This window comes from Kribbella sp. NPDC020701 (genome assembly GCF_055562215.1).
Genome location: NZ_JBVHFT010000021.1, coordinates 1 through 14,693, shown reverse-complemented (window position 1 = coordinate 14,693; position 14,693 = coordinate 1). Strand labels below are relative to the sequence as shown.

Below are 14,693 nucleotides of genomic sequence, written 5' to 3'. Positions count from 1 at the left end.
TTGCCTGTGACCACGCCCTCGATGCGCGCCCTGACGGCTGCATCCGCCGCAGCATCGGATTATCTCCGCACCGTAGGCACCCGGCGGGTCGCGCCGGAACCGGCTGCACTGACAATGATGGAGCAGTTGACGCAGCCGCTGGCTGAGGATCCAACGGATCCGGACGAAGTGTTGCGCTCGCTGCACGCATATGGGTCGCCGGCGACCGTTGCCTCGGCCGGTGGGCGCTTCTTCGGCTTGGTCGTCGGCGGTACGCTGCCTGCCGCGCTGGGTGCCCGAGTGCTGGCTAGCGCTTGGGACCAGGTCGTGTTCAACGACGCGACCTCGCCGGTCGGCTGTGCGCTGGAGCGGTGCGCAGGTCAGTGGGTGGTCGACTTGCTGGGGTTGCCGGCCGAGTCACACGTCAGCTTCGTCAGCGGCGCCACAATGGGGAACTTCACTTGCTTGGCTGCGGCCCGGCAGCAGTTGCTCGCCCGCGCTGGCTACGACGTCACCGAGCGAGGCCTCTGGGATGCTCCTAGGCTGCGCGTTGTCGTCTCCGACGAGATTCACGTCACGGTGATCAAGGCCCTGACTCTACTGGGCTGGGGCACGACAATCATCGAGCGGATCCCGACCGACGACCAAGGAAGGGTGATCGCTGACCAGATGCCGGTTCTGGACCCGCAGACGATCGTCTGCCTACAGGCCGGCAACGTCACTTCTGGGTCGTTCGACCCGTTCGAGGAGGTGTGCCGGCAGGCCCGCGCGCTGGGTGCCTGGGTGCACGTTGACGGCGCGTTCGGACTGTGGGCAGCGGCCTCGCCGACGCGCCGATCGCTCACCGCAGGTGTGGACCAGGCCGACTCCTGGGTCGTCGACGGCCATAAGTGGCTCAACACGCCATACGACTGTGGGCTTGCTATCGTCCGTGACCCGCAGCCGCTCCACGATGCGATGGTCACGCAGGCTCCTTACCTCAAGACCGGCGCGACCGTCGCCCCCAAGGACATGGGTCCAGAGTTCTCCCGTTCAGCGCGTGGAGTCGAGGTGTGGGCTGCGCTACGTTTCCTGGGCCGTCGCGGCGTGGCCGACTTGGTCGAGAGCTCGTGTTCCCATGCCGCCACCCTGGCGCAGGGCCTCCGGGCACTTGGTTATGAGGTTCTGAACGACGTCGTACTGAACCAGGTCGTCGCGCGCATCGGAACGGTTGACGACCACACCAGGATCGCGCAAGCTGCGCAGGAATCCGGCGAGTGCTGGTTCGGGCAGACCACCTGGCGGGGACGAAGCGCTATCAGGCTCTCAGTCGCCGGCTGGAGCACCTCCGAGGACGACATCCAGCGCACACTCACATCGATCGAGCAGGCGACCAGGAACGTACTCTCGACCTCTTAGCCCGCCGTCCAACAAGCATCGAGAGGTGGCACGACGGCCCGGCGTCACACCGATCGTGTTCTCCGTGGAAGGTGCATGCGTACGACTCGTGGGCTGGGTGCACCATGGCCCACGGAGCCCTGGCTGTTGCCCAGGGCAACTCATGCGCCTGCTGCTGTCGGATCCCGCGGGAGTCGAGATCGACTTCCGTGTCGTGGTGCCCTGGCCCCGCAAGCTAGCGGGCTGTCGCCAGGTGGGGACAGTCTTGCTCGTCTCCGTGGCCGCACCCGGACCGGGCTGGCAGCGAAGCGCACTACCGGGAAGGCCCGGCTTGTCGCGGTTCGTCCGAACCCGGGCGGCGGTCGGCGGCACGAGATCCAACTCGATAGCGACCCGGGGGCTGGGCTCGAGCACGGGAGAACGCACGCGAGAACGCGTACTCCGAGGTGTAACCGACGGATTTCGCGACCTGCTCGATCGGGTCGTCGGTGTCACGAAGTCTGCGGGCGGCGAGATCCATTCTCCAGCGTGTGAGATAGGCCGATGGCGTGTCACCAACGAGCGCTGGGAAGCGTCTGGCCAGTGTTGCCCGGGAGACCGCGACCTCGTCCGCAAGCGAGTCGATGGTCCACGGACGTGCAGGGTCGCTGTGGAGCGCTGAGAGCGCGGCCGCGATGACGGGATCGCCGAGCGCCCGAAACCACGACACGGAGGATCGGACCGACTCCGTGTCGATCCAGGCGCGAAGGAGGTGGATCAGCAGGACGTCGACGAGTCGGTCGAGCACGGTCGCCGCGCCCAGTTGACGGCGAGTGAGTTCGTTGCCGAGCAGCCGTAGGGTGTCGTCGAGCGCGCTGCCGCCCGTCCCGGCGGGGACGTGCACGAGGTCTGGCAGCAACGTGAGCAGCGGCGTCGCAACGGCAGGGTCATGTCGGTAAGAGGCACACAGAATCCGGGTGCGCCCCGCCCGGCTTCCGACCTGCAACACACCGCCCTCTGCGAGCGCCTGTTCCGCCGCCAGATGGTCGAACAGCTCGAGAACGACGTCCTGTTCGCTGGACAGTGCATGCGGCGTTCCGGTCGGCAGCAACACAACGTCGCCTGGCATGAGTCGCACGTCGGGCCGGCCGGGCAACCGGAGCCACGCAGTACCGGCGGTGATCGCGTGGAAGGCGGCACCAGGTACGCGATCGAGTTCGAGCCCCCACGGTTCGCCGGCGTGTACCGACGCCGCCACAGTGCCCCGTACGCCGGCGACAGCCAGCACCTCAGCCAGCAGGTCCATACCTTCGACGCTATCCGTTTCGTGCGCGAATCGCTCTGTGATGAGACGGATGAACAAAATATTGCGAGTATCAAGCATCGATCTGCATACGTAGGGAGTAATACGGTCTACTCGTTCACCTGCTCGAAGGAGAGATCATTGTGAAAATCGCCGAAAGCACAGCTCTGGTCACCGGGGCCAATCGAGGCTTGGGGGCCCGCTTCGTAGCCGAGTTACTGGCCGGCGGAGCCACGAAGGTGTACGCCACTGCGCGGAGTCCGCAGACCATCGACCCGGCCGTCGCGGGCGATCCGCGGGTACGCACCCTCGCCCTGGACGTGACCGACCAGGCCAGCGTCGACGCGGCCGCGTCGGCTGCGTCCGATGTCAACCTGCTCATCAACAACGCCGGGGTTCTCGGATTCGGCGGTCCGTTGGAAGGCGATATCGACCTCTTCGAGCGTGACATGCACACCAACTACCTCGGCACCGTCCGTGTCAGCCGGGCGTTCGTCCCTGTACTGGAGTCGAACGGCCCGGCTGTGATCGCCAACGTGCTGACGCTGATCGCCCTGGCTCCGGTAGGACCGATGGCCGGGTACTCGGCGTCGAAGGCCGCCGCGCACTCATTCACCCAGGCCCTGCGCGCCGAGGTTCGCAATCGCGGTATCACGGTTGCCGGAGCGTACCCGGGCGGAATCGACACGGACATGCTGGCAGGTGTCGCTGCCGACAAGGCCGCCCCCGAGGAGGTCGCACGCAGAATCGTTGCCGGGATCGCAGCCGGCGACACCGTGGTCTGGCCGGATGACGCTTCGGAGGGCGCCGGGAAGGTGTACCTCGGCGATCCGATCCAGCTCGAGCAGATGCTGGCCGGCTGAGCTGATCCCGGCCGGCGCTGGTGGGCGGCTCAGTGGTTCGCGGGTCGACATCTGCTGACGTGATCCAGTGCCATATCCAGGGCCAGCTCGAGCGGCTGGACCCCGTGAGTGGCCTGGGACAGTAGTATCCCACCCTGGAGCGCTGCCATCACCGCCGTCGCGAGCAGTTGCGGGTCGGCGTCCGCGGACAGCTCACCGTCGGCGCGCATCGCGGTGAACCCGTCGAACAGGTACCCCTCCCACTCGGCGAAGCATTCGGCCAGCACGCGACGAGCTGGCTCCGATCGGTCGGCAAGCTCGCTCGATAGCGAGCCGAGCGGGCAGCCGCCAACGCCACCTGTGGCACGGGTGGCCTCGACGACGTGATCGCGCCAACGCTGCAGGCCATCCCACGACCACACTTCGCGCAACTGCGTCTCCTGCCCGGCGATGACCTTGGCGAGCTGGCTGCGGATCACCTCCAGCACGAGCGCGTCCTTGTCGGCGAAGTAGTGGTAGAGCTGCGACTTGCTCGTGCCGGTGGCCGCCATGATGTCGTCGAGGCTGGTGCCGGCAACGCCGCGCTCGTAGACGAGTTCCGCCGCGCCGGCGACGATCCGCGCCCGTGTCACGGCGCCGCGTGCGGTGAGGCGTGGGGTATCGGCGCGGTGCTTCGTCGGCATTCTCGAATCGTAATCCCGACTGGACTTGATAGTCCAATTCGATCCAGTCATGGTGGACCAGTTAGTCCACTTCATTGGAGTTCAGAGAGGAATCCCGTGTCTCGTCTGCACAACGGAGAGCAGTTCCCGTCCCTGTCGCTTCCCGCGGTGGGTGGCGGCTCAATCGGCCTCCCGGATGATCTCGCCGGCTGGTTCGGCATCGTCTTGATCTACCGCGGATCATGGTGCCCGTACTGCAACGCCCAGCTCGCCGCGTTCTCTCGCGCGTCGGAGACCCTCGCCGAGCTGGACGCCAAGGTTGTCGCGCTCTCCGTCGACGACGAGGCGACCAGCGCCAATCTCGTCGAGAAGCACAAGCTGAGGTTCCCCGTCGTACACAGCGCCGACGTGGACAAGGTGTCGGAGGCAACCGGTGCGTATGTCAGCGCCGATCGAAGTTACCTGCAGTCGTCCGGCTTCGTCCTCGATCCACAGGGCGAGGTGATCACGGCGGTGTATTCCAGCGAGGCGATCGGACGGCTGGTCGCGGACGACGTTGTCGGATTCCTCCGCTACATCAAGACGCACGAGGGCTGACGTGGCCAACCATGAGCGGCGCCGCGCTCTCGTCCTCGTGGCACTCTCCGCCGTGCTGGCCAACGCGTCCTGGTTCAGCGCGACGGCGATCGTGCCGGCTCTCGAGGACGACTGGCACTTGACGTCAACCGGCGCCGCGTGGCTGGTCATCGTCGTTCAGGTCGGCTTCGTGACCGGCAGTGTGGGTGCGGCGGTGCTCAACCTGCCCGACCGGCTGCAGGCGCGCCGGCTGATCGCCGGATCTGCGGTCGGGGCCGGCGTGTCGAACGTAGGGCTGCTGCTGGCTCACGGCCTCGCGCTCGCTTTGCCGATCCGCTTCCTGGTCGGCGTCGCGCTCGCCGGCGTCTACGCCCCGTCGGTGCGGCTTGTCGCCACGCACTTCGAGCGCGGACGAGGCGTGGCGACCGGCGTGGTCGTAGGCGCGCTGACCCTCGGCTCGGGGACGCCACACCTGGTGCGCGGTCTCGGCCACGTTCCCTGGCAAGCGACGATCGGGGTCACCTCCGGCCTCGCCGTCCTGGCCGCCGTGTCGGTCTGGACGGTTCGCCCGGGACCGGCGGCGGTTCCCGCGCCTCCGCTCGACGTCGGCGCTGCGGCCCGGGCGCTGGCCCGCGAGCGGCCGCTGCGGTTGGCCACGATGGGTTACCTCGGTCACATGTGGGAGCTGTACGCGCTGTGGAGCTGGTTGTCGGCGTTCTTCGTCGCGGCGCAGGTGCATTCGAACCCTGGCTCGCTCGAGACAGGTACCGTGACGTTCCTGGCGATCGGGGTGGCCGGCCTTCTCGGAGCCGTTGTGGCCGGACGGTTGGCCGACTGGCTGGGACGCACCGCGATCACCAGCGCGGCGATGCTGCTCAGCGCGGCCTGCTGCCTGGTCAGCCCACTGATCTACGGAGCCGCGCTGCCCATACTCGTGGCGACGATGCTCGTCTGGGGCGCCGCTGTGATCGCCGACTCCGCGCAGTTCTCGGCCGCGGCAACCGAACTGGCCGAGCCGCGTTACGCGGGGTCGGTGCTCGCTCTGCAGCTCGCGCTCGGGTTCACGCTCACCATCGTCAGCATCCGGCTCGTCCCGGTCGCCGTCGATGTCGTCGGCTGGCGTTACGCGCTCTTGCCGCTGGCCATCGGGCCATTGCTCGGGACGGTCGCGATGCTGCGGTTACGCAGGCTGCCCGCCGCGCTCGCCCTCGCCGGCGGCCGGCGCTGAAGGCCAATCGCACCTACAAACGAACGGTGGTCGACCTGCTGGCAACGACCTGCGGAGGTCGTGATCGTCGGGTTTGGGGCGGATCGCCTCGAGGCTGGTCAGGAGGTGGCGAGGTGCTTCACGAGGACGGCTCGGGTGTAGAGGAGGTCGAAGCCGCTGCGTTGGGCGTTCTGCTGGGACTTCGAGGCGAGTTGGGGCGCGCTGTCCTTGCGTGGTGGCATGGGTTGGACAATCGTGTGGCGAACCGGGCCGAGTTGCAGTGCGATCAGGTCGTCGAGCTTGTCGCGGCGGTACGGGGTCGCTGTGAGGCCGAGCCAGCGGCGGGTAGGGATCTGTTTGACGGCCTGCTCGAACGCCGCGGCGGGAATGTGGTGGCACTCGTCCACGACGACGAGCCCATAGCCGCTGGTCAACTGCTCGATGTCGGTCTTGCGGGCCAGGGTTTGCAGCATTGCGACATCGACCACCCCACGGGTCTTACGGCGACCGCCGCCGAGTTGGCCGGCTTTGACACCCAGCAGGTCGCTGATGCGGGTCCGCCACTGATCGGCCAGTGCCTTACGGTCGACGAGTACGAGTGTGGAGGTCGCGTGGATGGCGATCATCGCGCAGGCGATCACGGTTTTGCCCGCGCCTGGCGGCGCAACCAGCACGCCGAGGTCATGGTCACGCAGATCGTTTACGGCGTCCTGTTGCTCGCGTGTCAGCGTGGCAGTGAAGGTGAAGTCCCTCGCCTCGCCAGCCCGCCGTTCGTCGGTTATCTCGAGGCGGCTTCCTGCTTCCTCGACCAGCGACGTAATCGTGTCTTGCAGCCCGCGCGGCAGGACGAGTCCGCCGTCGAGGGTTTCGTCGTAGCTGCGCAGGAATCTCGACGTGTCCCAGGTGGACATTCGGAGTCGCTGGCGCTCGTAGAACAGCGGGTTCGTCATCGACGCCGCGTGCTTGAGCGTCGCGTGCAACGCCGGCGTCAGGTCGCCCGCTTCCAGTCGGACTCCTGAGCTGAGCTGTGCGCGCACGACAGGCGGTGCGGTTGCACGGATCCGGGTCGAGACCGCGACGCTGAGCTTGTTGGTGCTCGCGCCGACGGTGAGTCCGCCGGAGGGGCGTGCGACCCGGCTGACCTCAGCCGGGCTCAATCGGCCGATCGAGGACAGATACGCCCACTGGTCATCGTGCGGTTCCATCGTCGCCAGATCGAGGAACACCGTCGCCCCGGACGGGCGGGCCTTGCCCTGCAAGGGTGCGGCGATCAGATTTCCGACGCCGCCCGAGGGCAGCACGTCCTGTGACGGGAAGAGCCGGTCATAGCTGGCCAGGTCCATGCGACCACGCACCGCCATCGCCTCTCGCAACAGGGCTGTGCCGAGTCGACGAGCCATCTCCGCAGGCACAGGGGTCGCGAAGAACACCCACGCGTGCGCACCGACTCCCGAACGTGACACCTCTAACGCCGCCGGCACCGACCACGTCCTGGCAGCCGTCAGGTAGGCCAGCGCGTCCAACATCGCCATCGGTCCGTCGAAGTCGGCCGCCAGCCACCAGCACAGGTCGCCGTCCAGCAGTGGATACAGTCCGACATGCACGTCACCGGTCAGATGGGCGCGCAATACGTCCGTGGTCAGCGGCAGGTAGTCGCGGTCCTTGTGCCGGACGCCTTGCGCCACTCGCCCCGCACTGCCGGCAGCCAACCCGCTTTGCCAGTACGCGCGTTCTCCCACCGCGTGGCGTAGATGTCCCTGCGCGCGGCGAACAAAGCCGCGAAGAAGTCGACCTTGACTTCCGGGGTGGATCGCCGGTCGACCGGGCCGGGGTCTGCTTCGAAGAAGCCGGTCTGCACCGGGCCGGGCTGCTCAGCTTGTTTCGGTGTCAGCTCTAGCAGGCGCAACAACCGCGCGTTCTCCGTACGCAACTGCGTTGTCAAGGCGCGGAGCTCGGCGAGTTCTTCCGCAAGGCCCGCTGCCTTCGCTGACTGGAGATCGTCTTCCACGGAATCCACCGTAGAGGCGATGGTCAGAGGGCGGCGCGGTTGAGGCGCTCGATGAGGCTGGGTTTGCGTGCATGCGTTTGCCGCAGCGCGATGGTGCGGACGGTGAACGTGTCGTGGCGGTCCTCGCGTTCGGCCAGCGCTTGCAGATCGGTGAGCAGCGTGACGGCGGCGTCGTACTCGGCCGGTTTCCGGGTGGCGATCATTGCTCGACGCGCGACCATGCAGCGTCTTCCTCGTCGGCCAGTTCGTCGAGTCGTCGTTCGCGGGCCTCAAGGCGCGCCTGTTCCCGGCGTGCCCCGTCCTCGGCGCTGGGCGGCCAGCCGACGGTCGTGGTCGGCTCGCCGGCGCGCCGCGTTGTCGAGCAGGTCGGCCACGGTCCGGCGGGCTGGGACGGGGATGGTCGGGACGGTGTCGCCGCGGAAACGGCGCAGCAGCTCCATCCGCACCCGCGCGGCTTCACCCCGCACGACCCGCGCCAGGAGCCGGTTCTTCGTGGCAACCGGCAGGCGAGCCACCCACGCGGCGAGGTCATCGTCAGCGGTCTCCTCCACCGGTGGAGAAGCCTGAGCCGCGATCGCGAGCAGGTCGTCATCGAGGCGCAAGAAGTCGGCCAGCGCACGCTGCGCCGCACTCAGCGCACCCAATCTGGGCGGAACCGATGGTTCGAGATCGTCGTCGGCGTCGCGGTCGAAGACGTTTTCGTCGCGTTCCCAGGCGCCGTAGGCGGCCAGCCAAGCGAGGTAGAGCGGGCCAAGATCGCCGGCGGCGAGTTCGGCACGAACTCCGACCAGCGCGGACGGCAAGGCCTCGGCGTCGTAGTCGAACTCACCGCCTTCGTCGCTGGTGAAGTCGAGCACGATGAAGTCGCCCGCGATCCAGGCATTCGCCTGATAGGTGACGCAGTAGTTCTCGACAACTTCGAGATCGAGCAGATCACAGGGCAGGCGGAACATCACCCGGTGGGTGCCCCAATTGGCCACATACAGGTGCGCGTCGTAATAGCGCTCCATCAACCGGCTCGGATCACCCCTGAAATCGCACCAGTGGTACTCATTCACGAAACTGGTGGCGAGGACGTCGAGTCCGAGGTAGCGGCGGCCTCACATACTGGGCCAGCGCGGCAGATCGCTTGTACGACCAAGCCCCGCAAGTATGGCGATCGGGACGACGGGCCGTGAATGGGTACATCCGCGCGGCTGCGATCAGGTCGGGCCGGCCGTGCTCTCCCGGATCGTCAGTGACCACGGGACGTCGACATGAGTCCCCCGGTCGGCGGAGCCGTCGATCAGGATGCCGACCGCGCTGCGGATCAGCGCCTCCACATCCGGAGTGATCGTAGTCAGCGACGGCGTACTGAACCGGCCCTGCTTGATCCCGTCGAACCCGGCGATCGCGATCTCGTCCGGGACCGACACGCCCGCCTCGTAACAGGCCCGGATCGCGCCGAGGGCCATCAGGTCGTTGAAGCAGACAACGGCGTCGGGCCGCTCTTCCCGCTCGAGCAGTGTCAGCATGGCCCGGCGGCCGCACTCCTGGTCGTACTTGGCGACCCCATGCAGCAGTTGGCGGTCGAAGTCCAGGCCGGCGGCATCGAGCGCCTGGGTCACGCCGCGGAAGCGCAGCAGGCCTGTGCCGACCGTTCGGCCGTGTTCCGTCCGCGACCAATCCCTCGAATCTCCGCTCCCAGAGGTCGAGAAGGTGATTGATCTTGTGCATGGCGGTCAGATCGCCAGACTGGTTGGTCTTGGCGCGGTCCTGGAGCTTCGTGAGGATGGCGCGCTCGGAGGCGGTCTTCGTCTTCCCGTATGCGGATACCAGTCGCACACGACCGTCGTGGTCACGAAACCGTGCCTGCGACTAGTGCTTGACGGGCTTGCCTTTGTCGTCGGTCTGCACGACCCACGTACTGATCTCGCCCCAGGTTCCGATGGGCAGTGGCGGCCTCGACATCTCACGCCTCCAACCGGTGTGATGGTTGGCTGCTCAACGCCTGGCACGGCCGAGATTCCGAGAAGTCGGCAACGATGCGAACCCGTGTGATGTGACGCACAATCACGGTCACATGAAGGCCCTGAGAATGCTCAGGGCACGGGCCGTGACGAGCGTCGACGGAGTGGCTCGACGCTGGCGCCAGGGGAAAGAGATGCGTAAACGATGCGCTGGAGGCATGACGAAACCCAGGCCAACGCTGTGACCTGGGCTTTTGTGCGCCGCCAGGGACTCGAACCCCGAACCCGCTGAATTCCAGCTGACGATGATCACCGTTTGCCGATGATGCGCGAAAGCTCTTACTGGCAAGGGATTCGGGGCTGTTGTCGTGCACATCGATTCTCATCGCTCACCATCCTCTCGCGCTGATTGAGGTGCGTAAAGAGGTGCGTCTCAGAGGTTCGCGGCGCGCCACCGGCGAGCCGCGTCCGTTCGAGACCAGAACTAGCAGGTCGGAGGATGCTGCTGACCGCCCCATGCAAGATGCCGGCGCCGCTCGACGCCCTCTCAGATGGCGGTGATCTCCGAGCAAGCAGCGCCGCGCTCTTGACGGAGCGTCAGAGCTCGCTCACCGTCGCTCTGTCAGGGCTACCTTCCGTCCGCGATGTCGTCGAACTCATCGCGCGAGCCATGGCGGGCCGCGCCAATCGGGCTGTCTCCCGCCAAGCGGCGCGCCGGAGATGGTTCGTAGTCGTCCACGTCGCCTATGCGCCGGTCGATGTATCCGCGCGCCTCCTCCAGTTGGGCAGTCAGGTCGGGCGCGTCTCGAAAGGCCTCGAGGTACGTTTCGACCGCATCTCGTGCTTCGCGGTAGCGGTCCGCAGGTGTCACATCGCGGGCGTACCCATCCGCGGACCGATCGATGCGGTCTTCGAGTTCGGGCAGTACCTCAAGGCGAATCTGATCAAGGAGTCCGGATCGCTCTGCTGGCTCAAAGAGTCGGATCACAGGCTCGTCCAGCCAGCCGGCGTCGAAATCAAGAGCATACTCGCTGAGTTTCGCGACAGCGCCTCGGCGGAGGTCGTCAGCCAACGCACCAGCTGCGTGTAGGCGACCAAGAACTGATGGTTGCCAGAAGGCGCCGGTGGACATGCCGAAGTCGAGTAGACGTGGCAGGGCGCTTGCGTGAAAGGCAGCCCATGACTTGAGAAACTCCGGTGAAGTCCGACGTTCGAGAAACCAACCCACACGGCTCTGCCAACGTGTCTCCGGTCTGAGGGGCACGCCTATGCGCGGAACGACACGGTCGTACAGGCTCGCCGGTACTCGGACGAGTGTTCCGAACGAGTTGGTCCCTCCGCAATCGATCTGCTGAGCCAGTTCATCCTCGTTGAGGCCGTCGAGGAAGATCGTAATGGTGTTGACGTCCTCGGCGACAACGGACGCAAAGCCTTCACGGATGGTTGGGTGCCGGAAACGCCACACGGGATCACCGTGCGTGTTCTCGGTCAGCAGAAGGAAGGTGCCCTCGGCGGTCGAAAAGGCACGCAGCACATCTGATTCGGTTGCACCGAGGCGTGACACGGCATCGGTGAACGCGGGCGTGAACTGCACTGGGGCCGCGAGCTCGTCACCAGCTAGGTAGACACAGGCGAGGGCGGCTCGATCGGCCGGTTCAAGTTGGCGCAGGACATCGGCGAGGAATGCGACAGGCTTGGCGAAGTACGCCACGAGATGATCACGCGTCTGCAGGCTGGCCGAGGTGATAAATGCTCGCAGGCTGAGGCGCCGCGCTACCTCGGGCTGGAGTCGATCGACCGCTGCCGCTGCGCCGAGATGTGGCTTCCATCGTTCCAGCACCTCGCGGGGTTGGTCCCCTGCCTTGAGATGGTTGTACAGGATGTGTCGTTTTTCCTGCCCGGTGAGGTGGGTGACATCGACCACAACTTGTTGTTCCCGGAGCCGAGGAAAGGCGTACTCCTTCAGATGGTCCCGCGCATCACGGTAGATGTAGTCGCGACTGGTCAAGATGATGCGGGCACCCTGTCCGACTGCGGTCATGACCTGATCCATCCGCCTGGTCCAACCATCGGTGAGCTGCGCATCATGACGGATGCTCCCGAAAGCGTCATCGACCCAAAACAGCTGGTCCGGCTCGTTGGGATCCCAGACTGCGAGCAGCTCCTCCGCGGAGTCGACCCGTCGGACGCCTGATCCCCAGGTGTCCAGCGCCGCGATCGCCAGCGTGGCAGCTATCGTCGACTTGCCGCACGCAGGCTCACCAAGGAGCAGAACGAATCCGTGATCGGCGATCGCATCTGCGGCTCTCCGATAGGCGTCTGTCGGCACGAAGGTGGCGAGGTCTTCTCTGAGCCGCGTGAGCAACGCCCTGGCCTGTTGCAGCCGGCGGTCATCGAGGATCTTGCCGAGATCTCCCAGGCCATAGACTCGCGGGACGTATCGACGCAAGTCTCCGCGAGTAGAGATCTGCTGGCAGATCCGTCTACCGTCCAGCATCATTGCGCTCTCGACGCCGACCTTCGACGCCTGCCGTTTCAGCCATTCCTCGGTGCGCGCTGAAACTCGGAGGTTGGTCATCACGATGTACCGATCGCACAAGCCCTGCTGCCGCAGCCGTTCTAGCTTGCTTATCTCGTCAGCCAGCATCGATGGTGTGAGCGTGCTGGAGCCTTGCGTGCTGAACTTACACTGGACAACCGTTGCTCGGCCGGCGGTCGTCGGGAACTCATCGGCCGGTGAGGCCGCCGGACCGGTCCACTCGCCGTAGAACGCACCATCGCGACCAGCGTCATTCGTATCGGCAAAGGTGTGGAACGTCTGGCCCAGCACCTGCTGCAGGATCACTGCGCAGAGATCCTGGAATGCGCTCCAGCCGAGAGATTGGAGCTCATAGTCGAGAGAACCCATGTGCTCAAGTGTCGTGCATCCGCCTCCCCCCTTCCATCTGAGCGAGGTGAGTCGGCGAGTGGCGTCGCCCCAGACACTGCGTGCATCGAATTGTGCCTGTCAAGATGCGCTGAGCGACACATCTGTTTTCGGCTCGCTGTGAGACGGCCGTGCTCAATCGTCGGTCGGCTCGCTGTGAGCGCTCTGGGATGGACGGCCGCTGCCGGCCCCGGACATCAGTCAACTCAGCTGTGGAAACGCCTCGTACTTGTGCCGTCGATTGTCGAAGGCGAGTTTCGTTCCTTCCAGCACGTTCAATGCGAATTTGGCCACGTCCAGCTCGGCAATGCTTCCGCTACTCACCGTGAACCGCTGGTTCTGGAATCTGCAGTGGATGATCTGATCCGCATCTCCGACGACGGCGAGGTTCGCGTTGTGGGTTACCACGATGGTCTGGCGCCGTCCTGCTGCCTCGTGGATCGCCGGTACCAGCTTCGACGCGATGGTCTCGTTGTCGAGGTTCTCCTCGGGCTGGTCGAGGAGCAGCGGAGTGGTGCGGCGATCGACGACCAGGTAGAACAAGGCCAGGACGAGGCCCCGTTGTCCCGGAGACAGTTGCGTCAGCGGCAGGCCGTCACCGGTCAGTCCGAAGCGTACCTCCAGCCACGAGAGGTCGAGCATCTTCATCATGAACTCTTCGAGAGTTGTAGTGTTGCGGAGGGCAGTTCCGGGATCTCTATACGTGCCTTCGGCCTCTCCGCGTTCGTGCTCCATCCGGAGGATCGCTTTCTCGAGATGTGTTGAGAGTTGTTCCCAGCTGGTGTCTTCTGTCCTCTGGGGCAGCTCCGCGAGCCAATCGGGGAACTCACCGTTCCGTCGACCGTCAAGAGCGATCGGGACGCTGTGCCAGCTGGGCAGTATTCGAAGGTCGGCATCGAACTCGAGTCCGGCATTCTTGAGAACTGCGGACTGTGCGATGAACGCGGATGCCGGTGCGTAGAGACTCTCCACGGCCTCGAGTTGGGTGCTGAGCGCGGCGTGTATATGCCCGGCGCGTTCGAGGATCTGCTGACGCAGCAGGTCCATCGCTGCGGGGACCTCGAGGATCCGCGCGCGTAGTGCAAGCAGCCCGCTCAGGGACTCAGCATCCTTCTCATCTCCGACCAGAGCCGCGTGGCGTTCCCGCGACTGGAGAACGTGCTGGCGGGCACGTTCACGCGCACTGTCGGACGCTGCCAGAGCTTCTGTGTTCTGGCGGCGGGCATCGTCCAGCGTCGCGATCTCCGAGATCAAAGCGGCGTGCTCGGTATGCGATTCGGCAAGCTGGGTCCTGATGTCCGAACTCCAGTTGTTGTAGCGAAGACGGTTGACGGCCACCGACACAAACGGAGTAGGGTCCTCGCCACCCAGGAAGGGCACTGCCTGAGCGGCGAGGGCCTCCGCATCAGTCTCCAGATCCTCAGCTCGGCGAAGAAGCGCTTCCATCTCGGCGAGCGACTGACGTGCCTGAGCTTGGCGTCGTTCGTTGGCTGTCAGTTTGTCGGCGAGCTCGATGCGCGCGGTCTCGAGCTCCTCGGCGCGCTGTTTCAGGCCGGCGAGATTGCCATGGTTCTGACTGGACAAGTCGATCGCGGCAAGTGCGGCCTCCGCGGATCGGAGTGCGGCCTCGGCAGCCGCGATCTCTTCCTTTTTCAGTGCGAGCCGAGCGTCGACTTCGGGGAGCGTGTTCGATGCCCGAAAGGATGCAGTTGTCGCGTACGACTGGATGCTCCCTCGCAGCTCGTCACGCAAGCGGTCGATGCCCGCCCGTGAGACGCGTGTCTTCTGCGCTAGCCTCGGCGTTTCACGGGAATTTGGACAACACGTGAGGTGAAAAGGCGAGAGTGCCTTGTCTGTAAGGGAAAATTGGGCTTGCGAAGGACCA

12 protein-coding genes and 1 pseudogene are annotated in these 14,693 nt (G+C 65.7%); 4 read left to right on the top strand and 9 right to left on the bottom strand.

Annotation, left to right across the window (positions count from 1 at the left end; translation table 11 throughout):
* Nucleotides 1–117: 117 nt before the first annotated feature.
* Complete coding sequence (locus ACZ3HV_RS37395) at nucleotides 118–1,377, top strand: pyridoxal phosphate-dependent decarboxylase family protein (RefSeq protein ID WP_465691601.1); 1,260 nt, start codon at nucleotides 118–120, stop codon at nucleotides 1,375–1,377.
* Nucleotides 1,378–1,669: 292 nt separating this feature from the next.
* On the opposite strand, the gene ACZ3HV_RS37390 is transcribed toward ACZ3HV_RS37395, so the two are convergent.
* Nucleotides 1,670–2,641, bottom strand: coding sequence for an AraC family transcriptional regulator (locus ACZ3HV_RS37390; protein ID WP_465691599.1), 972 nt, complete (start codon nucleotides 2,639–2,641; stop codon nucleotides 1,670–1,672).
* Nucleotides 2,642–2,781: 140 nt separating this feature from the next.
* Between ACZ3HV_RS37390 and ACZ3HV_RS37385 the strand changes: the two genes are divergently transcribed.
* Entirely contained in the window at nucleotides 2,782–3,501 is a 720-nt protein-coding gene (locus tag ACZ3HV_RS37385; RefSeq protein WP_465691597.1) for an SDR family NAD(P)-dependent oxidoreductase, read from the top strand.
* A gap of 29 nt (nucleotides 3,502–3,530) precedes the next feature.
* On the opposite strand, the gene ACZ3HV_RS37380 is transcribed toward ACZ3HV_RS37385, so the two are convergent.
* A complete protein-coding gene (locus ACZ3HV_RS37380; protein WP_465691595.1) occupies nucleotides 3,531–4,163 on the bottom strand; it encodes a TetR/AcrR family transcriptional regulator in 633 nt (210 codons plus the stop codon).
* Between the two features lie 96 nt (nucleotides 4,164–4,259).
* Between ACZ3HV_RS37380 and ACZ3HV_RS37375 the strand changes: the two genes are divergently transcribed.
* A complete protein-coding gene (locus ACZ3HV_RS37375; protein ID WP_465691593.1) occupies nucleotides 4,260–4,739 on the top strand; it encodes a peroxiredoxin family protein in 480 nt (159 codons plus the stop codon).
* Nucleotide 4,740: 1 nt separating this feature from the next.
* The gene (locus ACZ3HV_RS37370; protein WP_465691591.1) at nucleotides 4,741–5,946 is read left to right on the top strand and encodes an MFS transporter; all 1,206 of its coding nucleotides are present in this window, start codon (nucleotides 4,741–4,743) and stop codon (nucleotides 5,944–5,946) included.
* 98 nt (nucleotides 5,947–6,044) lie between these two features.
* Here ACZ3HV_RS37370 and ACZ3HV_RS37365 read toward each other — a convergent pair whose 3' ends face one another.
* The 7 genes and pseudogenes from ACZ3HV_RS37365 to ACZ3HV_RS37335 all read right to left on the bottom strand — a co-directional run.
* Nucleotides 6,045–6,836, bottom strand: a complete 792-nt coding sequence (locus tag ACZ3HV_RS37365; protein ID WP_465691841.1) for a DEAD/DEAH box helicase family protein — start codon at nucleotides 6,834–6,836, stop codon at nucleotides 6,045–6,047.
* Between the two features lie 282 nt (nucleotides 6,837–7,118).
* Nucleotides 7,119–7,783 (bottom strand): annotated as a pseudogene (locus ACZ3HV_RS37360) (TOTE conflict system archaeo-eukaryotic primase domain-containing protein); the annotation flags it as partial.
* Between the two features lie 173 nt (nucleotides 7,784–7,956).
* Nucleotides 7,957–8,154, bottom strand: coding sequence for a hypothetical protein (locus ACZ3HV_RS37355; RefSeq protein ID WP_465691583.1), 198 nt, complete (start codon nucleotides 8,152–8,154; stop codon nucleotides 7,957–7,959).
* 48 nt (nucleotides 8,155–8,202) lie between these two features.
* Complete coding sequence (locus ACZ3HV_RS37350) at nucleotides 8,203–8,943, bottom strand: hypothetical protein (RefSeq protein WP_465691581.1); 741 nt, start codon at nucleotides 8,941–8,943, stop codon at nucleotides 8,203–8,205.
* Between the two features lie 192 nt (nucleotides 8,944–9,135).
* Nucleotides 9,136–9,555, bottom strand: coding sequence for a LacI family DNA-binding transcriptional regulator (locus tag ACZ3HV_RS37345; protein WP_465691839.1), 420 nt, complete (start codon nucleotides 9,553–9,555; stop codon nucleotides 9,136–9,138).
* Nucleotides 9,556–10,510: 955 nt separating this feature from the next.
* On the bottom strand, nucleotides 10,511–12,790 hold the full coding sequence (locus ACZ3HV_RS37340; protein ID WP_465691579.1) for an nSTAND3 domain-containing NTPase: 2,280 nt from the start codon (nucleotides 12,788–12,790) through the stop codon (nucleotides 10,511–10,513).
* Between the two features lie 219 nt (nucleotides 12,791–13,009).
* Nucleotides 13,010–14,693: coiled-coil domain-containing protein (locus ACZ3HV_RS37335; protein ID WP_465691577.1), on the bottom strand; the 1,684-nt coding region annotated here is incomplete at its 5' end.